The 24,616-nt window shown below is 58.2% G+C and carries 24 protein-coding genes; 14 read left to right on the forward strand and 10 right to left on the reverse strand.

What is annotated here, in order from left to right:
- Positions 1 to 261 (forward strand): Hint domain-containing protein (locus BM225_RS21865; RefSeq protein ID WP_218157067.1); only part of this gene is annotated, 261 nt, incomplete at its 5' end.
- An 82-nt stretch (positions 262 to 343) separates the two neighbouring features.
- On the opposite strand, the gene BM225_RS16965 is transcribed toward BM225_RS21865, so the two are convergent.
- From BM225_RS16965 to BM225_RS16990, 6 genes are all read right to left on the reverse strand, one after another.
- Complete coding sequence (locus tag BM225_RS16965; protein ID WP_092465014.1) at positions 344 to 1,156, reverse strand: hypothetical protein; 813 nt, start codon at positions 1,154 to 1,156, stop codon at positions 344 to 346.
- A 25-nt stretch (positions 1,157 to 1,181) separates the two neighbouring features.
- Positions 1,182 to 1,661 carry a hypothetical protein gene (locus BM225_RS16970; protein WP_092465015.1) on the reverse strand — a complete coding sequence of 160 codons (480 nt, stop codon included), beginning with the start codon at positions 1,659 to 1,661 and terminating at the stop codon, positions 1,182 to 1,184.
- A 55-nt stretch (positions 1,662 to 1,716) separates the two neighbouring features.
- A complete protein-coding gene (locus BM225_RS16975; RefSeq protein WP_092465016.1) occupies positions 1,717 to 2,235 on the reverse strand; it encodes a hypothetical protein in 519 nt (172 codons plus the stop codon).
- 468 nt (positions 2,236 to 2,703) lie between these two features.
- The gene (locus tag BM225_RS16980; protein WP_092465017.1) at positions 2,704 to 3,621 is read right to left on the reverse strand and encodes an MBL fold metallo-hydrolase; all 918 of its coding nucleotides are present in this window, start codon (positions 3,619 to 3,621) and stop codon (positions 2,704 to 2,706) included.
- Between the two features lie 18 nt (positions 3,622 to 3,639).
- The gene (locus tag BM225_RS16985) at positions 3,640 to 3,951 is read right to left on the reverse strand and encodes a DUF3817 domain-containing protein (RefSeq protein WP_092465018.1); all 312 of its coding nucleotides are present in this window, start codon (positions 3,949 to 3,951) and stop codon (positions 3,640 to 3,642) included.
- A 109-nt stretch (positions 3,952 to 4,060) separates the two neighbouring features.
- A complete protein-coding gene (locus BM225_RS16990; protein ID WP_092465019.1) occupies positions 4,061 to 4,705 on the reverse strand; it encodes an SGNH/GDSL hydrolase family protein in 645 nt (214 codons plus the stop codon).
- A gap of 85 nt (positions 4,706 to 4,790) precedes the next feature.
- Here BM225_RS16990 and BM225_RS16995 point away from each other — a divergent pair, with 85 nt between their 5' ends.
- On the forward strand, positions 4,791 to 6,227 hold the full coding sequence (locus BM225_RS16995) for a DUF6880 family protein (protein ID WP_092465020.1): 1,437 nt from the start codon (positions 4,791 to 4,793) through the stop codon (positions 6,225 to 6,227).
- Positions 6,228 to 6,230: 3 nt separating this feature from the next.
- Here the strand turns inward: BM225_RS16995 and BM225_RS17000 are convergent, their stop codons facing one another.
- A complete protein-coding gene (locus tag BM225_RS17000) occupies positions 6,231 to 6,884 on the reverse strand; it encodes a GntR family transcriptional regulator (protein ID WP_092465021.1) in 654 nt (217 codons plus the stop codon).
- Between the two features lie 143 nt (positions 6,885 to 7,027).
- Between BM225_RS17000 and BM225_RS17005 the strand changes: the two genes are divergently transcribed.
- From BM225_RS17005 to dhaL, 7 genes are all read left to right on the forward strand, one after another.
- Positions 7,028 to 8,011: a TRAP transporter substrate-binding protein gene (locus BM225_RS17005; RefSeq protein WP_092465022.1), complete on the forward strand. Its 984-nt coding sequence runs from the start codon at positions 7,028 to 7,030 to the stop codon at positions 8,009 to 8,011.
- A 64-nt stretch (positions 8,012 to 8,075) separates the two neighbouring features.
- A complete protein-coding gene (locus BM225_RS17010) occupies positions 8,076 to 8,633 on the forward strand; it encodes a TRAP transporter small permease (RefSeq protein WP_092465023.1) in 558 nt (185 codons plus the stop codon).
- Entirely contained in the window at positions 8,630 to 9,910 is a 1,281-nt protein-coding gene (locus BM225_RS17015) for a TRAP transporter large permease (protein ID WP_092465024.1), read from the forward strand. The genes BM225_RS17010 and BM225_RS17015 overlap by 4 nt, the downstream gene beginning before the upstream one ends.
- Positions 9,907 to 10,923 carry a 4-hydroxythreonine-4-phosphate dehydrogenase PdxA gene (locus tag BM225_RS17020; protein ID WP_092465025.1) on the forward strand — a complete coding sequence of 339 codons (1,017 nt, stop codon included), beginning with the start codon at positions 9,907 to 9,909 and terminating at the stop codon, positions 10,921 to 10,923. Before BM225_RS17015 ends, BM225_RS17020 begins: the two co-directional genes overlap by 4 nt.
- A gap of 100 nt (positions 10,924 to 11,023) precedes the next feature.
- Positions 11,024 to 12,013, forward strand: a complete 990-nt coding sequence (gene denD, locus BM225_RS17025; protein WP_092465026.1) for a D-erythronate dehydrogenase — start codon at positions 11,024 to 11,026, stop codon at positions 12,011 to 12,013.
- A 3-nt stretch (positions 12,014 to 12,016) separates the two neighbouring features.
- On the forward strand, positions 12,017 to 12,961 hold the full coding sequence (locus BM225_RS17030; protein WP_092465027.1) for a sugar phosphate isomerase/epimerase family protein: 945 nt from the start codon (positions 12,017 to 12,019) through the stop codon (positions 12,959 to 12,961).
- A gap of 63 nt (positions 12,962 to 13,024) precedes the next feature.
- Positions 13,025 to 14,770 carry a dihydroxyacetone kinase subunit DhaL gene (gene dhaL, locus BM225_RS17035; RefSeq protein WP_092465028.1) on the forward strand — a complete coding sequence of 582 codons (1,746 nt, stop codon included), beginning with the start codon at positions 13,025 to 13,027 and terminating at the stop codon, positions 14,768 to 14,770.
- On the opposite strand, the gene BM225_RS17040 is transcribed toward dhaL, so the two are convergent.
- Entirely contained in the window at positions 14,767 to 15,483 is a 717-nt protein-coding gene (locus BM225_RS17040) for a response regulator transcription factor (protein WP_092465029.1), read from the reverse strand. The genes dhaL and BM225_RS17040 overlap by 4 nt on opposite strands.
- On the reverse strand, positions 15,480 to 16,688 hold the full coding sequence (locus BM225_RS17045) for a GAF domain-containing sensor histidine kinase (RefSeq protein WP_092465030.1): 1,209 nt from the start codon (positions 16,686 to 16,688) through the stop codon (positions 15,480 to 15,482). The genes BM225_RS17040 and BM225_RS17045 overlap by 4 nt, the downstream gene beginning before the upstream one ends.
- Before the next feature lie 245 nt (positions 16,689 to 16,933).
- On the opposite strand from BM225_RS17045, the gene BM225_RS17050 reads away from it, so the two are divergent.
- From BM225_RS17050 to BM225_RS17070, 5 genes are all read left to right on the forward strand, one after another.
- Positions 16,934 to 17,953 carry an ABC transporter substrate-binding protein gene (locus BM225_RS17050; protein WP_092465031.1) on the forward strand — a complete coding sequence of 340 codons (1,020 nt, stop codon included), beginning with the start codon at positions 16,934 to 16,936 and terminating at the stop codon, positions 17,951 to 17,953.
- A 69-nt stretch (positions 17,954 to 18,022) separates the two neighbouring features.
- The gene (locus tag BM225_RS17055) at positions 18,023 to 19,432 is read left to right on the forward strand and encodes a sugar ABC transporter ATP-binding protein (RefSeq protein ID WP_092465032.1); all 1,410 of its coding nucleotides are present in this window, start codon (positions 18,023 to 18,025) and stop codon (positions 19,430 to 19,432) included.
- Positions 19,432 to 20,355: an ABC transporter permease gene (locus BM225_RS17060; RefSeq protein ID WP_092465033.1), complete on the forward strand. Its 924-nt coding sequence runs from the start codon at positions 19,432 to 19,434 to the stop codon at positions 20,353 to 20,355. The genes BM225_RS17055 and BM225_RS17060 overlap by 1 nt, the downstream gene beginning before the upstream one ends.
- On the forward strand, positions 20,352 to 21,281 hold the full coding sequence (locus tag BM225_RS17065) for an ABC transporter permease (RefSeq protein ID WP_092465034.1): 930 nt from the start codon (positions 20,352 to 20,354) through the stop codon (positions 21,279 to 21,281). Before BM225_RS17060 ends, BM225_RS17065 begins: the two co-directional genes overlap by 4 nt.
- Positions 21,278 to 22,213 carry an SMP-30/gluconolactonase/LRE family protein gene (locus BM225_RS17070; protein WP_092465035.1) on the forward strand — a complete coding sequence of 312 codons (936 nt, stop codon included), beginning with the start codon at positions 21,278 to 21,280 and terminating at the stop codon, positions 22,211 to 22,213. The genes BM225_RS17065 and BM225_RS17070 overlap by 4 nt, the downstream gene beginning before the upstream one ends.
- A 577-nt stretch (positions 22,214 to 22,790) precedes the next feature.
- Here the strand turns inward: BM225_RS17070 and BM225_RS22330 are convergent.
- Complete coding sequence (locus BM225_RS22330) at positions 22,791 to 24,404, reverse strand: sulfotransferase domain-containing protein (protein WP_092465036.1); 1,614 nt, start codon at positions 24,402 to 24,404, stop codon at positions 22,791 to 22,793.
- Between the last annotated feature and the right edge of the window lie 212 nt (positions 24,405 to 24,616).

The following is a 24,616-nucleotide window of genomic DNA, read 5'->3' on the forward strand; positions in this document are numbered from 1 at the left end:
TACTTCCACATTCTCTTCGACCGGCACGAAATCGTATTTTCCAACGGGGCCGCGACGGAGAGCTTGTTCACAGGCCCCGAAGCGTTGAAGGCCGTTTCAGAAGATGCCCGCGCCGAAATTCTGCAGCTCTTCCCCGACATTGCGCAGCAGACTGAACGGACGGCGGCGCGGTACATCCCGACCAAAGGCCAAAGGGTGCTGCGCCTGATCGCGCGCCATGCGAAAAACAACAAGGCCCTGGTGGATCGGTCGGTGGCATAACGCGCCAAGGAAAAGGCGGCCCCCAGAGGGCAAGGGCCGCCTTGGTGCTGTCGGGCGGTTGACGCTCGACAGTGCACTCACGTTATCGGAGCATTTCCAAATATTTCGTTTCGACCCAGCCGGTCGAGCAGGGGCCAATGTAGGGCTGAAACAAATCATCAGGGCGAAGCACACAGGCCGACACAACGCCTTGGGTCAGGGCCACGGCGCTGAAGGCGCCCATGCGGTCGATCACATCGACATCCCACCCGTCATAGAGCCGCGCCCATCGGGGCGTTGATGCATTGGGCTGGCTGCTGGCGTAGACGGCGATACCGTCGTCTGGCGCGGACACGCGGGCGCGGCCGACCAACGATGGTTCGGGCAGAATATTTTCGGTCGAATAGAACTGTCCCTTCGGCCCGCGATCCAAAGTCAGGTCGAACAGTACGTCAGGATCATACTGCACGGTGTTCGGACGGCACAGCACTTGGTCCACCTGCTGCTGGAAGTCGGGGCTTTGCACCAACATTTCCATGGGGCCGTTTATGTCCACGTCATCGGCCTCGTCATCCCATCCGGCGCGAAATTGTAGGATCGCAGCGGTGTCGCGGTTCGGATCCCAGAAGCCCATGGCAATCGATAGACCGGTGCCTTCGGTCACCTCCTCGACATAGTAATCGCGGGTCGGGTCCATGATCAGGGGCGGGTCATAATACATCGTGCCTGTGTCGCGGGTGTGCCGGCTGAGAAAGGCGATATCCCCATCGCGGCACACGGTGATCTGATCGGCCCCGTCAGGCGCGACGGCGCATTGAAAGACCATATCATTGCCGCTGGCGCAGATTGCCAAAGCGGGGACGGCCTGCAAAATCGCGAAGGCACAGACGAGCGCACCGCGTGATCGGCGTATCATAGAAATAAACATCTTGGTCAGAGCGTTATGGTGAAACCTGTGCGATCTCGACCGCCTCGATCAAGGTCGCCAAATTCTGCTCGACCGAGCCTGCATCGCAGGTCAGATCCGCCAAGACCGCGCCGTTTTGAGTGACGGTGATCCCGCCCTCGAGCATAGCGTCTTCGGTACGTTCTGTGGACCACCAGATCTCGTAGCCGTACTCGCCGGAATAGAAGGTGACGGCCTCCCAAATCGAACGGCCAACACCGCTCCATGGTGTGGCGATCAGGCTGGCTTTGTCAGTGATGATCTCTTTCTCGATCGCGCCGCCACGCTTGTAAAAGCCATAGGACGCGTTGTCGCCGTCGGCCCAGTAGTTGGTGTCACACACCTCGACCGCCTTGGCGCCGTTGTTGAACGTGCAGGTGAACATGACGCTTTCGTCGAGGGTACAGTATTCGCCCGCTTGGGCGGCGCTGGTCATGGCGCCAAGCAAAACGGCGGTCAGGGCAATGTGTGTCATTAGAAGTCCTTTATTTCAGAAAACTCGGGCGTTTTGCGGGTGTGTCTATCGGACGTCAGGTGCCGCTGCTCCGGCGCAGATCGCTTGTCCCGACTGCGGCCTCTGGCACACCAAGCCATTCGTTGATCAGCCGTGCGGTGATCATAGACTTACGGTTCGGTGAAAATCCGTGGCTGATGATCAGGCGCTCGTGGCTCTCATTCTGCTGCGCCACTAGCACAAGCCGATAGGTTGTGCCCTTGTTCTTGCCTTGGCGGATGTCCACGTCAGCCTGACGGATGTCGGAGAGGGACACGTCGTATCGATGTGCGCCGTGGAGCATGCGTTTGGACACAGACGCGGAATTGGCACCGCGATCCAGCGTCACCTCTGTCTGATGGAACAGAACCCAACAGGTCGCGGTGCCGAATACCAAAATCGTAGCTGATGCGATGTAGAAGCGGGGTGATAGCTTGATCCCCGCGTAGACGCTGATTGCAAATGCGAAAACAAAAATGGTCGCGATCAGCGCGGTCGCAAAACCGCTGGATCCATGCAGCCTGAAAAGCTGGCAAGAATTGGTATGAATATTCATCGCGCCATCAAAGATTTTTACTTGATGGTCAAAGGTCTAGGGAAGTTGACCTAGCGTGAGCAAGAAATTTGTTTCCATTTAGATGGGGAAGTCCGGTTTTCCGGACCATTTGATATTATTTTCTGAACATGAACCGAGCCGTTCGGAAAAGGTGCAATAAAGACAGCTATTTTAAATAGCTTTCTTCTTTCAGAGGCTTGCATGCGATCAAGAGCTATGCGCGCCGCTGATAACGCTTTTTGAACCTTATATAACAGAGGCGTGCGGACATATCCGAGGCATAAATCGTTTGATCTATTCTATGGCACAGGACTTCGCGGCCTGCGCGACACACCGCGCAATTTTCCGCGAATCCTCGAAAGTTTTGGAAAACAACGCCGCCTTTGCGTCTGCATGCCCACGAAGATACGCGCGTGCGATGGTCGAAATCCTAGCCTTCGCACAGCGGCGGCTCATGGAAAGGAGCGCTTACTCCCACTCCATCTGTTCATACACCATTTGTGCGTTTCGTTTTGCGAGCGCGTCGAATTGGTTCAGATAGGAAAACGCGGATTGGTCGACCTCGACCGACGAAATGATATCGCCGCCTTCGTCGATATGCGCGCCGATTTGCGTCCGCAAGTTCTGAAGGTAATCGTAGGTGTCCGCAGTGGCGCGATCGAGCGTGGTGAGTGGCCCGTGGCCAGGGATGACGGCGGTCGGGTTCAGAGCGGCGAGCGCCTCGAAGCTGTGAAGCCAGCTTGCGCTGTCCGAAAACTCCATCACGCCAAGGATGCGCCCCACATAGACGATGTCCCCAGTAAAGATTACGCCGCTGTCTTGCAGCCAGACAAAGCTATCTCCTGGCGTGTGGGCAGCGCCGGGGTGGCGCACCTCGATCTGCCGCGCACCGAGGGTCAGGCTGTACGTGTCGTCAAAGGTGATGTCGGCATAGGAGGGCGCAGTGCCCGTTAGACCGTCCGGCACCAGTTGCGCCAACATCGACAGCTGCATGGAGCCGCGGGCGGTTTGGTCGGCCACAGCGGCGGTCGAGGCGATGACTATCGCGCCTTGATCCTGCCAGTAGCCGTTGCCAAGCCAGCGGTGATCCTGTCCGCCGGTATTGATCACGTATTTGACGGGCTGATTGGTCAGTGTCTGGACCGTTTCGTCCAGCAGCTTCGCGCCCGCCCAAGTCCCGCCGGGATCGACCAGAATGGCGCCTTCTGACGTTTCGATCAGGCCAAAGGTCGCGTTGTTGGCCAAGTTCTCGGGGTTGCGCTGTTCTGCGGGCCCTTCGATGGCCCAAATGCCGGGCGCGGCGGAGTGAATGGTGAACAGCTCTGCCAAAGCGGGCAGAGGGAGCAGCGCAGCAACACAAGTTATCACGGCAAGAGGTGTTTTCATCAGCGGTGTCCTCGGCTCTCAGATGGCTTGCGCCGTTTGCCACCGACGCTTGATCGCACCGTCGTTCAGGAAGGTCCCGAATGGGATAAGCGAGGCGAGGCTGGCGCGAATGACATCGGCGTTGGTCCATGGGACCTTGCGCATCAGCACTGCCATCAGCGCGATGTAGAGCAGAAAGGCGTAGCCATGCAGCGGGCCAACGATCTGCACCCAGAGCGGATCGTGAAGCATGTATTTGATCGGCATGGCGACGAAGAACAGCGCGAGGGTGGTGATCCCTTCGACGATCGCGGCAATGCGAAATGCGGTGAATAGCATGCGGTCGGCCATATCTTATAGGTTCAGAAATTTGAATGTGTCCGGCAGGAATAGAGGGTGCTTGGCGAAAGCTCAACGCTTTTGCGGCAGAGCGAGAGGTTTTGTCGCAAAGCGCGTTGGGTCAGTCATCGGTCAAAACAGGCGCAACCGTCTGTGCGATCAGGGCAGAGCCTTTGGCAGAGGGATGCATGCGATCGCTGGCAAAAAGCGACAGGTCGCCCGAGCGAAAGGTCCGGTCCAAGTCCACAAGCGTCACCCCGGCGTCCCGTGCCGCCATGCGGGACAGGCGCGTTTCCAGCATGTCATAAGGGGCCTCGCAGGTGGTGCCTGCATAGCGCGGTGCGGTGTAGTAATCGACCCAAGCGACCTTGGTGCCCTTAGCCCGCAGGCTGGACACCAGATCAGGGATAGCGCCAGAGGTGCCATCAGGCGACACCAACCGATCCAGCACAGGCGCACAGTCCGAACACCCGCAATTCCGGCTCAGGTCATTGGCCCCGCCGTTCAGGACGACCCATTCGGGCGCGTAGCCGTCGATCTGTTCGGGAATGTTCAGCGGGCCGATGCCGCCGTCCACCTGCGCCAGCGACAGGGACACATCACCTACCGGCTCGTCCAAGATACGCTGTAGCTGCGCCGCGACATTCTGTTCACTGCCATTCCATGCCATCACGGAGTCGCCCGCGACAATGATCCGCGCGTTTCGGGGAACCTCGGCGGTGCAGGCGGCCAAGAGCAATAGCAGGGGAATGATGAGAATACGCATATCTCATAGCTAGATGGCGTTGCGTCTGCGGCAAACTAACTTAGACGTGAAGGGCGAACTGACTGAGACCAAGGATAGGACTGGAATGGCAGGCAAAGCGCTGAACAAGGCAAATCTGATGGCGCTGGGGACCGAAACCTTGGCAGAGCTGCTGCTCGAAACGGTCAAGGGCGATGCGGCCCGCCAGCGCCGTGTTCGGCTCGTTCTGGCGGCAGGGCAGGGGGCCGAAGCGGTTGCCGTTGATGTGCGCAAACGCTTTGCTACGATCCGCAAGGCGCGCAGTTATATCTCTCGGAAAAGGCAAAGAACTCTGGCCAAGGAGCTGTCCGAACTGACCGAGCTGATCGAAACGCGGATTGCCGAGTCCGCGCCGGATCCGGCGTTTGACCTTTTGTGGGAACAGTTGCATCTGGCACGCGGTATTCTGGAGCGCACCGATGACGCGTGGAGCGCGATTGGCGACGTGATGCACCAAGCGATGGAGGCTGTGGCGCGGCTGTCGGCAAAACTGACGAAACCCCCCGAGGATTTGGCCGAAGACGTGTTTGATGCGGTGGTCGGGGATGTTTTTGGAACGTTCGAACATGCGGTGCGGGCAACGTCAGACGCGTTGGGGGCATCGGGTATGGCGCGCCTGAAAACGCTGGCGCGAGAAGCGGCCGAAGCCCCTGCACTCGAGGCAGAGATCGCGCTCTATGCTGTGCTGACAGGCGCATCGCGATCCGAGGCACGGGCCAAGGCCGCCCGCCAGCGCCGTATCCATCTGCTTCTACAGGATCTTGCTGATCTAGAGGGGGACGTGGACGCATGGCTCGCCCAATACACGCCGCAGCAATTGACGGCCGAGACAGTCGCGCCCGCCGCTGCCGACCGCTTGCTGCAGGCAGTACGGGCAGAAGAGGCGCTGGCGCTGGTCGAGGCCGCGCTGGAACGGCGCGAGGGCAGCACGCGGGATCGCCCCGATCTGGACGAGGCACATTTTGCGTGTCTCGAAGCATTGGGGCGCAAGGATGACCTGATCGCCGCGCTTTGGGAGCGGTTCGAAACCCGCCTGTGTCCGGCAGCGTTGCAACGGCACCTGAAACTCCTGCCTGATTTTGAGGATATCGAGGCCGAAGACCGCGCACGTGCGCACATTCTGGGCTATCACCCGATCCAGTCCGCGTTGCTGTATTGCCAACGGGCGCCCGACCTGTCTCTCGCTGCGCAGCTGGTGCTGGCGCGCTATGACGAAATCGACGGAGAGGCCTACGAGCTGCTCTCTCCGCTCGCCGACGCCCTATCAGCGCATCACCCACTGCCAGCGGTTCTACTTTGGCGTGCGATGATTGACTTTGCCCTGCGCCGCGGCCGTACGGGGCGCTACGGCCATGCCGCGCGCCACCTAATGGCGTGCACCACCGCCGACATGAGCATCGAAGACTACGCGGGCCACCCGTCGCACTACGCCTATGTCGAGGGCCTGCGCAGAAATTACGGGCGCAAGGCGGCGTTCTGGGAAAGGTTGGACGACGGGCATTAATTTCTAAATACTGTCCTTTACCCGATCCCATGTGTTCCGAATGTGCGTCGCCATCGCCTCTCCTAGGGCTTTGCCATCCCGCTTCTTCAAAGCGGCAACCATAGTCTCGTGATCGGCAACCGCACCGGCCCAGTATTCGGGCTTTTCATTTCCGATGTAGCGGATTCGCTTGAGCCGTGCTTGAAGGTTGGATTGCATTTCCTGCAAGGATCCGTTCTTAGATAGGGCTGTCAGACGAGAGTGAAACTCTTGGTTCAACTTGTAATAAGGCATCCGATCGCGCGCTAGGTAATGCTTCATCATCTGGTTGTGTAGATCGACGAGTGCTGCGACCTCGTCTTCACTGGCGCGGGCACAGGCGAGCTCTCCCGCCAGTTGTTCAAGGTGTCCCAGAACTTCTAGCATCGACTTTACGTCTTCTCGGGTCAGCTTGCGCACTGTGCTCCCGCGCGAGGGGCGGACAATTACCAGTCCTTCAGCTGCGAGAGTGCGCAGTGCTTCGCGGAATGGAGTGCGGGAAACACCCAACCTCTGGATTAAATCAGCCTCATCGATTCGCGCGCCTGGTTCCAGTGCGCCCTCAATAATCAGATCTCTTACTCTGCTGACGACCTGATCATGCAGCGATCGATTTTCGATTTCCAGTGACGTTCCCATGGTAACTCGTTGTTTTTATTGTTCGTTGGTTGTTCTCAGTCAATTTATCAAGAAATCAATTGCTCGTCGATACTTTATACTTGTATACAAAATACATGATGAGGATATCCGAAAGGGCACCTCGTCTCTGGAGGAGGAAAATCATGAAATATACTCGCACCCGCCTGACCGCGGGCATTTTGGCCTGCACTGTCTCAGCCTTGGCTCTGCCGGCGATGGCGGAAACCTACATCGTCGCGGTGGGAGCAGCGTCAAACAGTCTGCAAGGCCGCAGCGCTGCAAAGTTCGCTGAAGATTTGCAGGCGGAGCTAGGCGACGCACACACGGTCGAGTTCTATGCAGATGGTCAGCTTGGCGATGAAAAGGAACTGATGCAGAAGCTCCGGCTTGGCACGGTCCAGTTCACATTGATCTCTTCGATCATGACCAATGTTGCGCCGGAATTTGCTCTGTTCGATATGCCTTTCTTGGTGCAAGACCGTGCGCATCTCAAAGCAATCAACGCAGAGATCGTTCAAACCGATCTTGCCCCCAAAGCCGAAGAAGCTGGTCTCAAAGTTCTGTCGACTTGGGAGAATGGGTTCCGCCAGATCACCAACAACACACGGCCGATCAACACGCCCGCCGATCTGGAAGGGCTAAAAATCCGCACACCCTCGTCCGAATGGCGCGTCGCGATGTTCAAGGAGTGGGGCGCAAATCCGACACCGATGGCGTTCTCCGAGGTTTTTGTCGCGCTTCAAACCGGAACCATGGACGGCCAGGAAAATCCGCTGACCAACATCACGGGCGCGAACTTCCAAGAGGTTCAGAAATACCTGAGCCTGACCGGCCACGTCTATTCGCCCACCTATCTGACCACCGGCCTTGGTACGTGGAATGACCTGCCCGAGGACGTTCAAGCTGCCGCCACCACTGTCGCCGCATCCGTTCAGAATTGGTCTCTGGCACAGGGCGAAGCCGCGGATAACGAATTGGTCGACAAGGTCAAGGCGGCGGGCATGGAAGTAAACACCGCTGACAAGGTGGCTTTTATCGAAGCTTCTGCTCCGATCTACGCCAGCTTTGCGGACTCCGTAAATGGCGGCGATGAGCTTGTCAGCCGCGCTCAGGCTCTGGCCGAGTAATCCACCCTACAGACGCCTCGGGCAGCGCTGCGTTGCCCGAGGCTCTCTAGAAGGAGACCGGGATTTGGTCGCAACATTTGAAAAATTGCTCTTGTGGGTGATCGAAACGATCTGCCTTGTGCTGCTGGTGACGCTGGCGGTCGCGGTGATCTACTCGACGACCATGCGCTACCTTGGCGCCTCGCCGTCTTGGTATGACGAAATCGCCAGCGTGCTCTTGGCCTGGCTGACCTATTTTGGCGCGACCTACGCGCTGTTCCTGCGCCAGCACATGAGCTTTGGTGGTCTCGTGACAGCCCTGCCGCGCCAAGCCGCCGTTGCTTTGGCCCTGTTTTCCGAACTGCTGGTGATCGCGTTTTTCGCGGTCGTGGCGTGGTACGGCAATGCAATTCTGGCCGTGGCCAAATGGGACTCGCTGCTCAGTATCCGCTGGATGACGCTAGATATCGTGCAGTCGATCATCCCGATCAGCGCAGTTCTGATGATTGTTGGAACTATCCTGACCATGCCGCGCGCCCTGCGTAATGCCGCCGAAGGCATCGACGCCGACCACGCCGAAATTGAGCACGCAATTGCGGAAGCAGAACGCGAGAACGCGGCCCAAAAGGACGATCGGACATGATCCTATTACTGACAACCGTCGTGTTGATCGGGTTGATCCTGATTAACGTGCCCATCGCTGTGGCGATCGGGATCGTCGCTCTTGGCGGACTGGTTCTGACGCCGGGCGGCGCGACACTCTATGATATGGCGATTGCGCTTTATTCGGGTGCGACCTCGTTCCCGCTCATTGCGATCCCACTGTTCATTCTGGCCGGTAATCTGATGAACACCTCTGGGATTTCAGTGCGCCTAATTAACTTTGTTTCTGCGCTGATCGGCTTTGTCCGTGGCGGCTTGGGGATGGTGAACATCGGTGTCTCGATGGTCTTTGCCGAGATTTCGGGATCTGCCGTGGCAGACGTCGCAGCCACAGGCACCGTTCTAATTCCCGAGATGAAGAAACGTGGCTATTCCCGCACCTTGGCGGCGGCGATCACATCGTCCTCTGCGTCGCTGGCGATCATAATCCCGCCGTCTATCCCGATGATCCTGTACGGCGCGATTGCCGAGGTGTCGGTGTTGAAGCTCTTCGTCGCAGGCATCGTTCCCGGCATCATGGGTGGCGGTCTGCTGATGCTGATCACCTACCTGCTGGCCGTGCGCTATGACCTGCCGCGCGCCGAAGGGTTCGACCTCTGCCATGTTTGGCGCAGCTTCAAACAAGCGTTCTGGGCTTTGACCATGCCTGTGATCATCCTTGGCGGCATCTTCTCCGGCATCGTGACCGCGACCGAGGGGGCAGGACTGGCCGTGCTGGCCGCGCTTGTCATCGGGATCTTCATTTACCGTGATCTTGATGTCTCGAAGCTGCGCAAAGTCATGCTCGAAGGCGTCAGCCAGACCGGCGTTGTGATGCTACTGGTGGCCACGTCCGCTGCGCTGGGTCTCTTTCTGACCCAAGCCCAAGTACCGCAACAACTGGCGCAACAGATCACCGAACTGACCACTAATCCGCTGATTGTTCTGGCGCTATTGAACCTGCTGCTCTTGGTGCTTGGGATGTTCCTGCACGGGGCCGCAGCGATCATTCTGGTGGTACCCGTCGTCATGCCGCTGGTGAACGCAGTTGGCATCGACCCGATCCATTTCGGGATCATGGTGACGCTCAACCTTGCCATCGGTCAGCAGACGCCGCCTGTCGCGTCGGTTCTGATCACATCCTGCTCGATCGCGAAGTCGGGCATCTGGGAAACCTCTCGCACGAACCTGCCGTTCATCGGCGTCCTCGCCTTCATCCTGCTACTGGTGACCTATGTCCCGCAGGTGTCGCTCGCTCTGACTGGGTACCTTCAATGACACACGAAAAACCACGCATCGCCATCATCCCCGGAGACCCGTCGGGGATCGGACCGGAGCTGATCGCCAAGCTTCTGAATGCCGAAGGCGTGACGGAAAGCGCAAATATTGTCCTGATTGGTGACGAGCATGTCTGGCAACAAGGCGCCACCCAAGCGGATTTGCCGATCGCTCTGGAAGAGATTGCCGAGGCCGACATCGCGACCCAACAGGGCCTGTCATGGCTGCCCATGTCGACCATCGCGCCAGAGGATGTGAAGGTCGCCGAAGTCACGGTTGCGGGTGGCACCTGCAGCCTAAGGTGCCTCGACAAAGCCTTGGATCTTGCGACCGCAGGGTTGGTGGATGGCGTGCTCTTTGGCCCGTTCAACAAGGTCGCGCTGACGTCTGCCGGTCTGAATGCCGAGGATGAGCACCGCTATATGGCCCGCTATCTAGGGTTCACAGGCTATCACAGCGAAATCAACGTCTTGGACGATCTGATGACCACACGCGTAACCAGCCACATTGGTCTGAAAGAGGTTGCTGAACGCATCACGCCAGAGGCCGTGAACAAAGCAATCTCTTTGGCCGAAGGTACCTTAAAGCGCGCAGGCAAACAGCGGCCACATATCGCCGTGGCAGCCTTGAACCCTCACGCAGGGGACAATGGCAAGTTTGGCCGAGAAGAGATCGACATCCTCGAACCGGTGGTCAGAGCAGCGCAGGACAAGCAGATGAATGTTACTGGTCCCTGGCCGTCGGACACCGTGTTCCTCAAGGCCAAGCGGGGCGAGGTTGATGCCGTCGTGACCATGTATCACGATCAAGGCCAGATCGCGATCAAGCTCATGGGCTTTGAACGCGGCGTGACCGTTGCGGGCGGCTTGCCGATCCCTGTTGCGACGCCGGCCCACGGCACAGCCTTTGACATTGCGGGACAGAACAATGCCAATGTCGGGGCGACGCTCCAAGCGTTCAACTTGCTCGTGCGGATGGCTACCAATCATCGGGCCAATCGCGCAGAGTCCTAAAATCATAAAACGATCTGAGTTGCGACCGAGTGAGAAGGGTAGGGGGCCTAAGGCCCGTCGCCTTTGGGAGCGCAACTGGGGTCGAGAGGAGAATTACCGAATGAGAGTATTGATTATCGGTGCCGCTGGCATGGTCGGGCGCAAGCTGTTGGACAAAATTGCCTTGGAACCCGCCATTTTGGGATCAGAGGTTACCGCGCTGACGCTCGTCGACGTGATTGAACCCACAGCGCCCGCCGCACTGGCCAGCATCGCGACTTGCAAAGCCTTGGACCTGTCGACCTCAGGCGCGGCAGACGAATTGATCGCGGACCGTCCCGACATGATCTACAATCTTGCCGCCGTGGTGTCGGGCGAGGCGGAGGCCGACTTCGACAAAGGCTACCGCGTTAACCTTGACGGTGGCCGCGCTCTTTTGGATGCCATCCGCGCCGAAGGCCTGAAAGAGCCGTACCGCCCCCGGTTTATCTTTGCGTCGTCGGTCGCCGTATTTGGCGCTCCCTTCCCCGAGAAGATCGGGGACGAGTTCTTTACCACTCCGCTTACCAGCTACGGCACGCAAAAGGCGATTATCGAGCTGCTTATAGCGGATTACTCGCGCCGCGGCATCTTTGACGGGATCAGCATTCGCTTGCCGACTATCTGCGTCCGTCCGGGCAAACCGAACGCGGCGGCCTCGGGCTTCTTCTCGAACATCATTCGCGAGCCTTTGGTCGGCCTGGAGGCTGTGCTGCCTGTCGATGAGAGCGTGCGCCACTGGTTCGCCAGCCCTCGCGCCGCCGTCGGGTTCTTTACCCACGCTGCGACACTTGATCTGGAGCAGGTCGGCCCCCGTCGCAGCCTGATGATGCCAGGTCTGTCGGTCACCGTAGCAGAGCAGATTGCTGCGCTAGAGAAGATTGCAGGACCGAAGGCTGTGGCCCTGATCCGCAACGAACCGGACCATGTGATCAAGGAGATCGTCGACGGCTGGTCCCGCGATTTTGCCCCGAAGCGGGCGATCGCGTTGGGCTTCACCGCTGAAAGCGATTTCGAAGAGATCATTCGTATCCACATCGAAGACGAATTGGACGGAAAGATCGGAGTTTAACGGATGAAACAGCCTCTCTACACCCGCCACAACTGGCCAATCGCCGCAGCAATGATCAACTATCCTGGGATTCTGCCCGATGGCACCCGTGTCTTTGATCAATCCGCCGAAGATTGGGCCGAGACGCTCGAAGATATCGTGGACGCGGGGTTCACCGAACTCGACCCCACGGATTCATGGCTGCGCATCGCGGACCTGAGCGAAGAGCGCCTGCAGGAATTCATGGATGTTGTTCATGCCAAAGGCCTCACGATTCCTGCGATCTCGACCTCGCGCAACAATCTGATCTGCCCCGAGAATGGCGAGGGGAACCTCGCCTATGCGCACCGCGTGATCGACACCGCGGCGAAAATCGGCGCGACCTCGGTCTGCTTTGGCTTCTTTGGCCCACTGTCTGATGCGCAAAAGCAAGCACTGTGGTTCTGGACGGTGCCGAACCCTCCGATGTCCGAAGACCCCGAAGAGTGGAAGCTTGCTGTGGCTCGCACACAAGAGCTTGGGGACCACGCGGCCGAGCTTGGCATCGAAGTCGCGCTCGAAATGTACGAGGACAGTTTCCTTGGCACCGCTGATAGTTCCGTAAAGTTCGTCCAGGATGTGGCTCGCCCTAACGTGGGCATCTGTGCGGATATCGGGAACTTGGTTCGTCTGCACCGTCCGGTCGAGCATTGGGCGACTATGATCGACAAGATTGCGCCTTATGCCAAATACTGGCACGTCAAAAACTACGCTCGCACCGAGGACGCCCTGACCGGCGCGATTGTGACTGCCCCGACCGCGTTAGAATTCGGGATCATCAATTACCGTGCCGCGATCCGCAAAGCGATGGAATACGGGTTCAACAGCCCGTTCCTTTGCGAGCACTACGGCGGCGATGGCCTGAGCGTGTCTGCCACCAATATGCGGTACCTACGCCGCATCCTGCCGCGAGAACGCAAGCAGGGTTAAGCCGTACCAGCCCTGCCAGAGCGCATCTGGCGGGGCTTTGTTTCCGGAAATTCAGGGGCACCCATGACCGACACCTACACCAAGAAGCTGATGAATGCGCCCGAGGCGATCATTCCTGAGATGATCGAAGGCATGATCTACGCCCATCCCAACATAGTCAAACTCGAAGGTGCAACGGGCCGCGCTGTTGTCGCCGTGGATGGTCCGCGGGACGGCAAGGTTGGGATCGTGATTGGCGGTGGGTCAGGGCATGAACCAGCCTTTGCAGGATATGTGGGCCGCGGGTTGGCGGATGCAGCAGCGGTCGGGAATGTCTTTGCTTCGCCCTCGCCAGAGCACATCAAAGAGGCTGCGATGGCTGTAGATGGCGGCGCGGGTGTGGTCCTGCTCTATGGGAATTACACTGGAGATGTCTTGAACTTCGACATGGCCGCCGAAGAATGCGCGGCAATCGGGATAGACGCCCGTTCCGTCGCGGTAATTGACGATGTGGCCAGTGCGCCGAAGGACCGTGCAGAAGAGAGGCGCGGGATAGCGGGCGACTTCTTTGTGTTCAAGGTCGCTGGGGCTGCTGCGGATATGGGGCTATCACTGGATCAGGTCGAAGCGGCCGCACAGAAAGCCAACCGCAACACGCTTTCAATGGGCGTGGCTCTGTCAGCCTGCTCTATGCCGCAAACCTTAAAGCCAAACTTCGAGATTGGATCCGACGAGATGGAAATCGGGATGGGACTGCATGGAGAACCCGGCATGCGCCGTACTAAAGTCGCGAGCGCGGATGCCGTCACGGACGAGATGATGGGGCTGATTTTGGATGAAATGGCTCTGGATGCTGGCGCCGAGGTGGGCGTACTAGTGAACGGGCTAGGGGCGACTGGGTTGATGGAGCTTTATCTGATCAATCGCCGCGTCGCACAAATTCTCGGGTCGCGCGGGGTCGAGGTTTGGCAAACGTGGGTTGGCGAATACTGTACTTCGATGGAGATGGCCGGAGCGTCGATCACGCTGATAAAGCTGGATGATGAGTTGAAGCAGTTCCTTGCACATCCGTGCCGGACTCCTGCTTTGATGGTCGGGTCTGCGCCCGAACCGATCGCTGGCGCGATGCTGACAAAGCGTGACTATGTGCAAACGTCTAAGGGCAATGGCGTCGACCGTTCTGCGCTGGCGACCGATGGCGCGATCACGCCCGCTATGTTCAGAGCTATGATGCTGGCCGCCGGTGCCGCGATTGCACGGGACAGGGACTATCTGTCCGAACTCGACGGAGTTATTGGCGACGGCGATCATGGTGTCACCATGAGTATTGGCTGGAACGCAGTGGCTAAAGCGCTCGAAGCGGCCCCTGAAAGTGACACCATCACAGAGACTTGTGAAAAGGCGGCCAAAGCATTTCTGGATGCCGTCGGCGCGTCCTCGGGTCCGCTCTATGCAGGCGCTTTCACCAGTGCGGGGCGGGCGGTTGCGGATCGCTTGAACCTGAACGCAGAGGCGATGTCGGCATGGGTCGGCGGGATGCTTGACGGGATCCTTAGCCGTGGCGGCGCGAGTGTCGGTGACAAAACCATGATTGATGCCTGGCACCCTGCCGCAACGGCGGCCCGGGAGGCCGCCTTCTCTGGGGATGCAATTGTCGTGCTGGCCGCAGCGGCTGAAGGGGCGCGTTTGGGTGTCGAAGCGACGCGCGATATGGAAAGTCGCCGTGGGCGGTCAAAGAAGTTGGGGGAGCGCTCGGTCGGTCATGTTGATCCGGGGGCGGCATCGGCCCATGTGATCCTTCAGGCGATGCTCGACGTGTTGCGGTCCTAAGCCCGTCCCGCTTGCCACTGCTCGAAATCGCGCTCTGCGGTTTCGAGCGTCTCGACGTTCAAGGTCCGTGTCACCAAAGCACGGTTTAAAGCGCGGACTCGTTTATTGATCGGGGTGTCGCCGTCCGTCGCGTCTTCGACCCCAAGCTTGTCATAGAGCGACAGGAGCCGGTTTTGCACGGTTCGCAAAGACATCCCGCGCCGCTCTGCGATCATGCGATCTTGCAGGCCAAGCCCCAAATCCACCAGCACGGCAAATTCGCTGTCATCGAGTGTATTCCGCGGCGATGCTGTGCGGCGCTGCAGACGGTGAATTTCGCGGTCCACCATGATCTGACCTTCGACCAGCACAGCGCGCAGGGCTAATTTCAAGCGGTCGCGGGGCGCCGTTTTTAGCAGATAACCATAGGCGCTGTCCTCGGGGACGATGGCGCTGATCCCGCGCAGGTAGGCTTCGTCCGCGTAGTTCGACCAGAACAGGATGCGGGTGTCTGCGCGCTCTTGCCAAAGGGTTTGCGCTGCCTCTATCCCGTTGCGTTGTGACATGCGCAAGTCCATCACCACGGCGTCAATCGCCATGACGCGGGCCTCGCGTTCAGCCTCTAGCCCGTTTACCGCGTGAAATATCTGGGTGACCTCGGGCAGGGACTCGACCAAAACATCCTCCATATAGGAAGCGTGAAACTGGTCATCTTCGACGAGGAGAACTTTCATCGTCTATCCTTTGGCTCTTGGGAGCGCGTGGGGATGCGCAAGGTCGCGCGGACAGTGGTGCCTTGGTCCGGCAGAATTTCCAGATCGGCCGAGATCAGGCGCGCACGGGTCCGCATGTGCAGCAGCCCGGACTGACGCGAAGGCGCAGCGGGAATGCCGCAGCCATTGTCGGATACGGTAATAGCCAAGGTCGCCTGGGTGGGTTGGTTGATGCGCACCGTGATCCGGCTTGCGCCAGCATGGCGCGTTGCGTTGTTGATTGCCTCTTGGGTAATGTGAAAGAGGGCACTTCTGACGGTGGGGCCAAGAGTATCGGGCAGCCCATGGGTCAGGTCCTGTACGTCGAGAATCGTACTGTCCTCGTGACAAGCGCGCTCCAGATGCACTCGCACTGCATGGGTGAAGCCGAAGAGGTCGAGCAAGGTCGGCACCGCCATGTCGATGATCCGCCGCAGGCCCGTGATCGTCTCTCGTAAATGATCGGCGAGGGCCTCGCGAGGCAGGGGCGTTTCAGCGGTCACTTCTCGCAGGAGCCGAGACAGATCGGCGAGGGTCTGGTCATGCAAGTCCATCCCGATCCGTTGTCGCTCCAACTCCATCGCTTGGGTCAATTCGAGCGCGCCGCGGCGCAGCCCTTCTTCGCTACCAAGGCCAGATGCTGGGGTGCGATTCCGGCGTTCGGCCTGTTCGGCAAGGTGCAGGATGTGAAACCATGGGGCCAAAACGTCGGCGATCTGCTGCGCCTGTGCCACAGTCTGAAGGGAGTAGCGCGCAACCTTCGTGTCAGACAGGTTCAAAGAGCCAATCAACCTGCCCTTGCATCGTAAGGGCACGTGAACGCGGCTGCGTAAGCCGTGGTTCAAGATCGGTTCGCACGCCGCACCGGGGTAGGTGAAGCGGGCGTCGTTGATTGCGTCATCGGTTAGCATGTAGGGGCATTGTTCATACAGCACCTCGCGGATCGGCGCATGGTCTATCCGGCCCGATGCGCGGGACCAGCGTGTGCGAATGCCGACCTCATGACTGATCACCCAGCCGGGGCGGTCCAACAGGCAAACATCACAATGAACAAAGGGGATGACCGCTGCGATATCGTCTTTGATCAACGGCAGCGCCTCTGAGATATCAGTCTGGTCGGCCAGTCGCCCGGACATGCGCGCCAGAACGGTGTCGCAGCTGGTTTCTTGCGCGGTGTGCAAAGTCATGTGTCTCCCCCGTCGCGCAGGCATCTCTCCCCAGAGCATTGCGCGATCCCGCAAGTGTGCGCCGCCAAAGATTAAAAGGAAATACCCAAACCCGCAGGTCTGTTGCGGGTTCCCGCAACAACTCTGCGGCTGGCTGCCTTTACAACTATTGGGCGCAATCGCAGGGTTGAGGCAGGTTTCGGCACAAGGCGGGGGAGACGCCAGCAGGGACCGACAGAGCGCTGCGGCGCAAGGGAGGAAAATCTATGACATCCATTTTGATGGGGGCGGCAACGCTCGCCCTGATGGCGGGTGCTGTGCATGCCGACAGCCACAGCGCGGCCACTGCGGACAAACGTATTGCCTTGTCCAACAACTACGCGGGAAATTCGTGGCGTCAGGCCATGCTGCAAACCTACGAAGAGACGGCAGAGGCAGCAGTCGCTGACGGTGTGGTTGCGGCGGCGGATGCATTTACCACGTCAGAAAACCAAACAACCGAGCAAGCGGCGCAGATTCAGAACATGATCTTGCAGGGCTATGACGCCATTCTGCTGAACGCTGCGTCGCCCACCGCCCTGAATGGCGCGGTCAAAGAAGCCTGCGACGCGGGTGTGAAAGTCATCAGCTTTGACAGCATCGTGACAGAGCCTTGTGCATGGCGGATCGCAGTTGATTTCGTTGAGATGGGTCGCCAAGAGGTGGATTATCTGGCCACCCGCCTGCCCGAGGGCGGCAACCTGCTGGAAATCCGCGGACTTGCGGGCGTATCTACGGATGATGCCATCAGCCAAGGCATCCACGAGGGCGTAGAAAAGCATTCGCAGTTCAAGATCGTCGGGTCTGTCCACGGGGATTGGGCGCAGGATGTGGCCCAAAAAGCCGTCGCGGGCATTCTGCCCTCCCTCCCCGAAGTGGTGGGTGTCGTGACCCAAGGCGGAGACGGGTACGGCGCAGCCGAAGCCTTTGCCGCCGCGGGCCGCCCCACGCCGCTCATCATCCTTGGCAATCGTCAGGACGAGCTGAAGTGGTGGGCTGAGCAGCGGGATGCGAATGGATACGAGACTTTGTCCCTGTCGATCGCCCCGGGTGTGGCCTCGCTCGCGTTTTGGGTCGGTCAGCAGATTTTGGCTGGTGAAGATGTGCCCAAGGATCTGACCGTGCCCTTCCTGACCATCACCCAAGATGATCTGGACAGTGCGCTGGAAACCACGCCCGAAGGGTCTGTCGCGAATGTCAGCTACACCCTTGAGGATGCTCAGGCTGTGATCGCAGGCGCGAAGTAAACGCCTTGAGGTGACTTGCCCTGCGTGCGAGCGGGGCAGGGGCCGCAATCGCGGACGATCGGAGAATTCATGTCAGATTTGGAACGGACCCCCGTCGTGGCCTTGCGCGACGCGGCAAAACACTTTGGCCCGGTCAAGGCGCTGAACGGCGTGTCCTTGTCAGTGGCCCCGGGCGAGTGCCTCGGGCTTGTGGGGCACAACGGCGCGGGGAAATCGACGCTGGTGAACTTGGTGAACGGGACGTTCCCCGCGTCTGCGGGTGAAGTTACATTCCCGGACGGTACCGAAGGCGTGCGCTCGGTATTTCAAGAGCTGTCGCTCTGTCCCAATTTGTCTGTGGCCGAGAACCTGTCGATTGCGCATCCCGATCTAAAGGGCTTTGGCTGGCGCGGTCCCGCGCGGGCTGAAATTCTGGCAAGCCTTGATCAGGTGTTCCCCAATCATGGAATTGACCCCGATACAGAAGTAGATCAGCTGACGATTGCAGAGCGACAAATGGTCGAGATCGCCATCGGCTTTGCTCCACGTGGTGGGGTGGCAAGGCTGGTTATTTTGGACGAACCCACGTCATCCTTGGACGAAGGAATCGCGCGCCAACTGCTGTCCCATGTCAAAGCGTTTTGTGCTGCTGGTGGGGCGGTAATCTTTATTTCCCACATGTTGGGTGAGATTTTTGATGTGTCCTCGCGGATCGTTGTTTTGAAAGACGGACTGGTCGTCGCGGACCGCCCTGCTGCGGAGTTTGACCGCCAAGGTTTGGTCGACGCGATGGGGCATGTCGCCGCCGAAGGCCCTCAGACAGAGACGACCCGCGCCGCCCTCGGCGAGGTTGTGATCCGCGCCGAAGGACTGGAAGCGCGGCGCGGCGAGATTGTGGGATTGTCAGGATTGGCAGGACACGGTCAAGCTGCCGCTTTGGCGCGGCTCTATCTGGCACAAACCTCGGATTGGCGGGCAGGGCGTGGAATTCGCGCTGTGTTTGTTGCCGGAGACCGCCCCCGCGACGGGGTGCTGCCGCTCTGGTCAATTCTGCGGAACATGTCGGTATCGGTACTCGGGCGCGATGCCAAAAGTGGTTTGGTCGATACAGGGGCCGAGAGACGCTTGGCCGAGGATTGGAAAAAGCGGATCGGTATTCGGACCAGCGATTTGACGAATCCGATCTTGTCCCTATCTGGCGGCAACCAGCAAAAGGTGCTCTTTGCACGCGCTTTGGCCTCTGATGCGACCGTTATCGTGATGGACGACCCCATGCGCGGCGTCGATGTGGGCACGAAACAGGATGTCTACGCCATTGTCCGAGCCGAAGCGGCCAAGGGCCGGACTTTTCTGTGGTACTCGACCGAGACCGAGGAAGTCTGCCAATGCGATCGCGTGTTCGTTTTCCGAAACGGCGAAATCAGCGCCGAACTGACCGGAGACGAGATCACTGAAGAAAAGATCCTCGAAGCATCCTTTGAAATGCAGGAGGCGTCGTGATGTTGGCGCGATACCGTATTCTGTTGCCCGTCATTTCTCTGGCGTTGCTGCTGTGTCTGACTTTCTGGATGCAGCCACGCGCCATGAGCTATTTCGGGCTAAATCTGCTGTTCAATCTGGCGGTGCCGATCGCACTGGCGACCATCGCGCAGATGATGATTATCATGGTGAACGACATCGACTTGTCGTTGGGGGCGTTTGTCAGTTTGGTCGCGTGCGTGACCGCGACGTGGCTGAACGATGCGCCGCTGATCGGGGTGTTGATCCTACTGGCGCTGATCGCGAGCTATGCCGCGATGGGTGCCGTCATCCATACGCTGGAACTCCCCGCGATTGTGGTGACGCTCGGGATGTCCTTTGTCTGGGGCGGGCTGGCGCTGTTTCTGCTGCCGACGCCGGGCGGAGCGTCTCCGGGATGGATCCGAGCCTTGATGACGGTCAAGCCACCACTGATCCCGATGGCTGTAGTCGCCGCGATCCTGATCGCCGCGCTGACCCATATTCTGGTGATCCGGTCCAAGATCGGCACGGTACTGCGCGGGATAGGCGGTAACACGCGCTCCATCGCGCGGGCGGGATGGAACGTGACCGCGTTAAAGGCGACGGCTTATGGCCTGTCAGGGCTGTTCGGTGTTCTAGCAGGAATGGCATTGGTCGGACTGACGACCTCTGCGGATGCCAATATCGCGCTGCGTTACACGCTTTTGTCGATTGCGGGTGTGATCCTTGGGGGCGGTGAGTTTACGGGCGGAAAGGTATCTCCTGTCGGTGCTGTAATCGGCGCGCTGACCCTGACGCTGGCTGCCTCTTTCCTATCCTTTCTCAGGCTGTCGCCAGACTGGCAGATCGGAGCACAGGGCGCGATCCTGATCCTTGTTCTGACCGCGCGCCTGCTGTTTTCGCGCAAGGGGGCTGCAACATGACCATGAGACCTTGGGTTTGGGCGTGGGCTGCGGCCGGATTGGCCTTTGTCATCACTCTGATGTTGACCTCGGGGCGGGGTGCCGGAGAGCTGGCGTATGCCGCTTTGTCCTTCGGAGCTTTCGCCGCGATCGTCGGACTGGGACAAATGCTGGTCATCACATTGGGGCCGGGTAATGTGGATCTGTCGATCCCTGCGTGCATGACACTGTCGGGCACACTGGCGCTGAAGACGATGGGTTCGGACCCGAATACTGCGCTTCTTGGGCTGGTTGTGGCTTTGGCTACTGGTTTTGGCGTCGGCTGCGTGAATTTCCTGCTGATCTGGCTGCTGCGTTTGCCGCCCATCATCGCAACTCTTGCGGCCTCGCTGATTTATCAATCGCTCGCCATCTGGTCCAATCGTGGCCTGCGGATCAAACCGCCCGAAGGTCTTGCCGATTTCGCCACGGGCCGCTTTGTCGGGGTGCCGAATGTGGCTTGGGTCGCACTGATCCTCGCTGTCATCGTCTGGGTGACCCTAGAGCGCGCGGTCTGGGGCCGATGGCTGCTGGCATCCGGTCAGAACGCCCGTGCGGCTCGCTTGGCTGGCATTCCGGTCGAGGCTGTGCGTGCCGCGACCTACCTGTCCGTTTCGGTTTTCGCAGCCCTCGCAGGCTACTTGCTGGCCAGCTTTTCTGGGGGTGCCGCGCTCAATATGGGGGCCGAATACCTGCTGACCTCAATCGCTGTGGTCGTTATCGGCGGGTCATCTATCGCAGGCGGGAATTCAAACGTCCCGGGCGTGATCGGCGCAGCGCTGTTCATGTTCCTCGTGGTGTCCATGCTGAACAGCTACGGCGCTGGGGCAGGTATCAAGAGCGTCCTGACCGGCACCATCATCATTGCAATCGTCATCGCAGCCAGCACTCGGAGGAGCCGCCAATGATCACCCTTCCCCCGCATCTTGAGGTCCATGATGACCGGTTTCGCGCTTTGACGCACCCTATCTCTCAGTTGGAGCGGATTGCCCAAGGTTTCACATGGACCGAAGGGCCGGTCTGGTTTGGCGACCGCGACGTCTTGCTGTTTTCCGACATCCCCTCGCGCCGGATCATGCAGTGGTCCGAGACGACGGGCGTATCCCTTTACCGCGCCGAGTCCGGCTTCAACAATGGCAATACCCGCGACCGCCAAGGTCGCCTGATCGGTTGCCGCCACGGCGCGCGGGATGTGGTGCGGACAGAATACGACGGCTCAATCACAGTCTTGGCTGACCAATTCGAGGGTAAACGCCTGAACTCCCCGAATGACGTGGTGGTGTCTTCGGACGGTGTGATCTGGTTCACTGACCCGACCTACGGCATCATCTCAGATTTCGAGGGCTATCGCGCCACACCAGTACAACCCACCCAAAACGTGTATCGGTTGTCGCCCGAGGGCGCGCTAACCATTGCGGTCAGTGACTTCACACAGCCCAATGGTCTGTGCTTTTCGCCAGACGAAACGATCCTATACATCGCCGAGAGTGGGTCCAGCCACGATGACTCAGTGGCCTCCGTAATCCGTCAATTCAAGGTTGAAGGTGGGGTGCTAATCGACGAAGGCGTCTTTGCCACCATCGACCAAGGCTTGCCCGATGGCATGCGCTGCGATGCGGCCGGCAACCTCTGGTCCTCAGCTGCGGACGGCGTCCATTGCTTTGCCCCCGATGGTACGCTTTTGGGAAAGATATTGGTGCCGGAAATCGTGTCGAACCTATGTTTCGGCGGGCCGGACGGTCGGCGAATGTTCATTACCGGGACGACGTCTGTCTATCGCGTTTTTGTCGATACAGAAGGTGCGGAGAGTTGGACGCGGGGGCGGATGAGCCGATGCTAGCTCTGTGTGCTCAATGTTGTCGCCTCGGTAAGTGAGATGCCGCTTTAAGGTGCATGGAGACATAGGCGACACTCCGATTATGGGGATGAGGAGTACCACATTGACTGATCGTTATGTACCTGTCGGCCAGGATGTTCGCATAGAGCCTAAGGACGGCGCTGCGCAAAGTCCCTTGGGACTACCGACGCTTGCCAATGGGAACCTCATATCAATATGGAAAAGAGTAAGCGACAACGAAGCTGGTACGACATACTATAGTCAGTTGGCTCTGATGATGTGATAACGCACGGAGGAGCTTCGGTTCTGACTCTTGTAATCAACGCTACAGCCGATTTGAACGCGGGCGATTTCATCTTTTAAGAGCACTTGCCTGAAATGGGCCTGTTGTCTTAAGCATGTCGCTTCTTTCGCTTCGGAGCCCGATAGTTTAAACTGAATCTATGGAGATCCCATTATCGATGGGATTGCCCGCCAACGAAGCAGGCGTTCGCGCGATTTTTATAGCTGAATTATTTCTGTGCGACTTAATCCGCGCGAGACCCAGAAAACCGCACCTCACCACAGGGGGGAGGTAATTTCAAGTAGAAATAAAGAACGGACCTCGCTCATCTATTGCTACTTTCGTGACGGAATATGGCATTAAATTTTCTTCCGCAACTCGGCGCTCAATTTCATCAAGCGCCGTGCCTGGGTTGTTAAATGGAACACCCTCCAGCTGCCAAGGAGCATATTGCCACCACCGAATCCGAAGGAATCTCTTGCGTAAACTTTCATCAAAACGATATCTGATAAGTTTTGCCGGAACGCCGCCAACAATTGCAAAGGGTGGGACGTCTTTTGTTACCACAGCGTTGGCGCCGATGACTGCACCGTCACCGATTGTGACACCCGCAGTCACTTTAACTCCGTTTCCAATCCAAACATCATTTCCGATGGTGGTCACTCGGCTTAAGTCGCGTGTCGCTTGCCGTGATAATGCGGGATCTGGGGAGGTCTCTTCGTATTCTTTTTTGAACGGGAAAAATTGACCGGATTTCAATTTGAACGTCTGCTGAAATTGAAACGGACTTGTCGAAAGCCAAGTCATTGTATGATTGAACTGTCCAATGTTAACCCCACGTGCAATTGAGCAATATCTCCCGATGTGTGTTGCATAAGCGTCGCCTGACACGGAGTAGGAGAATGCTCCCATAGAGCATTCACCATGCATAGCCATGTCTGAAAGTCGCAGTGGTGGCTCACCTTGAAAACGGGGACCCATGATGTTTACCGCCCTCTCTGAGGCGTCAATGCCATATTCAATGAGGCCAAGTCGTCGCTCTCGGGGCTTCATAACTTTTGCATTCCTTCGAGCTTCTGCCTGCCGGGAATCGCGGCACCAAAGACGCAATCTTTCCGTTTCTTCGTCCCAGCTTTGTAAATCGCGACCCAGAATACCCTTGAGAAAGGCTATATCATGCTCATAGGCATCGAGAAGAAACTCTATATCTTCAACCCCAATCGGTGTCGGGTGCCCCTTCACAGAGATGCTACCCAAATCCATAGCTCGCTTGACACCAGAATTTGATGACTTTGTCAGACTCTGAGGCGTGAAGCTTTCATCCACTTCTAGAAATCTACAAATTTTTCTGAATCCGTTGTATGGATCTTTTGCGATGTCATCCTCGAAAATAAGAACTTCGATACGTTCTAGGCCAACTTTCTGAACCCAGTGATAAAGATGTGATCCATAGAAACCAATATCGAGGATACCAAGCCTTTCCGACGCGGCACGTAGACCCTGATCTGCTGGGATACGGTTGCGTTTGACATGGTGGCCAAAAGCAGAAATTGCACGCCAAACAGGATGTCTCAATGAGACAATGAAGTCGACGTTTGTTCCAAGAATGCTTTTTACTGCACCAGGAATATCTGGGTTATGGCTCTCCGGTGGCTGTGATATTGAGCGTGCACGATCTGTTGTCCAAAAATAGCCAGGAGTCTTTTCTCCTACACGTTTATATGTGTCAGCATCTGAAAAGTGCTGCTCGTAGCCGCGCAGTATTTCAGCATCTTTAAAATTTGGTTTGTTGAAGTAGAGCAGTTCCACGGCTTCGGGCATGAATACTTCCGGGTGCTCTTTGAGGCAGTCATAAATCCAAGTCGACCCTGCTTTTTGGGCACCTAGGACGAGGAAATCGGGAAGTTTCATGGTACTAACCTTTGATCTGGTTGCTGTCACAGGTGTTTTTGGTTGCTCGTTTGGCCGAGGCGCCACAAGCGCCAAGTGCTGGCCTCAGCATGCTGTTTCGGATTGTCAATTATTTCAATCCTTTGGCTAGCTTTCAGCTATCAATACCTATCCGAGGTCTAGTTTCAATCCAATTCTGCGGTTTAAGAGTGGCTTCTGTCTAAGACTTACCT

Source organism: Donghicola eburneus, assembly GCF_900115865.1.
In the GTDB taxonomy this organism is placed as follows: Bacteria; Pseudomonadota; Alphaproteobacteria; order Rhodobacterales; family Rhodobacteraceae; genus Donghicola; species Donghicola eburneus.

Bases quoted from the DNA above. Each gene is read 5' to 3' on its own strand.
- BM225_RS22330 (WP_092465036.1), bottom strand. From the start codon at position 24,404: ATGAAACTTCCCGATTTCCTCGTCCTAGGTGCCCAAAAAGCAGGGTCG.
- BM225_RS17050 (WP_092465031.1), top strand. From the start codon at position 16,934: ATGACATCCATTTTGATGGGGGCGGCAACGCTCGCCCTGATGGCGGGT.
- BM225_RS17015 (WP_092465024.1), top strand. From the start codon at position 8,630: ATGATCCTATTACTGACAACCGTCGTGTTGATCGGGTTGATCCTGATT.
- denD (WP_092465026.1), top strand. From the start codon at position 11,024: ATGAGAGTATTGATTATCGGTGCCGCTGGCATGGTCGGGCGCAAGCTG.
- BM225_RS16990 (WP_092465019.1), bottom strand. From the start codon at position 4,705: ATGCGTATTCTCATCATTCCCCTGCTATTGCTCTTGGCCGCCTGCACC.
- BM225_RS17070 (WP_092465035.1), top strand. From the start codon at position 21,278: ATGATCACCCTTCCCCCGCATCTTGAGGTCCATGATGACCGGTTTCGC.
- BM225_RS17040 (WP_092465029.1), bottom strand. From the start codon at position 15,483: ATGAAAGTTCTCCTCGTCGAAGATGACCAGTTTCACGCTTCCTATATG.
- BM225_RS17005 (WP_092465022.1), top strand. From the start codon at position 7,028: ATGAAATATACTCGCACCCGCCTGACCGCGGGCATTTTGGCCTGCACT.
- BM225_RS17020 (WP_092465025.1), top strand. From the start codon at position 9,907: ATGACACACGAAAAACCACGCATCGCCATCATCCCCGGAGACCCGTCG.
- BM225_RS17060 (WP_092465033.1), top strand. From the start codon at position 19,432: ATGTTGGCGCGATACCGTATTCTGTTGCCCGTCATTTCTCTGGCGTTG.
- BM225_RS17065 (WP_092465034.1), top strand. From the start codon at position 20,352: ATGACCATGAGACCTTGGGTTTGGGCGTGGGCTGCGGCCGGATTGGCC.
- BM225_RS17000 (WP_092465021.1), bottom strand. From the start codon at position 6,884: ATGGGAACGTCACTGGAAATCGAAAATCGATCGCTGCATGATCAGGTC.
- BM225_RS17055 (WP_092465032.1), top strand. From the start codon at position 18,023: ATGTCAGATTTGGAACGGACCCCCGTCGTGGCCTTGCGCGACGCGGCA.
- BM225_RS16985 (WP_092465018.1), bottom strand. From the start codon at position 3,951: ATGGCCGACCGCATGCTATTCACCGCATTTCGCATTGCCGCGATCGTC.
- BM225_RS16975 (WP_092465016.1), bottom strand. From the start codon at position 2,235: ATGAATATTCATACCAATTCTTGCCAGCTTTTCAGGCTGCATGGATCC.
- BM225_RS17045 (WP_092465030.1), bottom strand. From the start codon at position 16,688: ATGACTTTGCACACCGCGCAAGAAACCAGCTGCGACACCGTTCTGGCG.
- BM225_RS16995 (WP_092465020.1), top strand. From the start codon at position 4,791: ATGGCAGGCAAAGCGCTGAACAAGGCAAATCTGATGGCGCTGGGGACC.
- BM225_RS16970 (WP_092465015.1), bottom strand. From the start codon at position 1,661: ATGACACACATTGCCCTGACCGCCGTTTTGCTTGGCGCCATGACCAGC.
- dhaL (WP_092465028.1), top strand. From the start codon at position 13,025: ATGACCGACACCTACACCAAGAAGCTGATGAATGCGCCCGAGGCGATC.
- BM225_RS16980 (WP_092465017.1), bottom strand. From the start codon at position 3,621: ATGAAAACACCTCTTGCCGTGATAACTTGTGTTGCTGCGCTGCTCCCT.
- BM225_RS16965 (WP_092465014.1), bottom strand. From the start codon at position 1,156: ATGATACGCCGATCACGCGGTGCGCTCGTCTGTGCCTTCGCGATTTTG.
- BM225_RS17030 (WP_092465027.1), top strand. From the start codon at position 12,017: ATGAAACAGCCTCTCTACACCCGCCACAACTGGCCAATCGCCGCAGCA.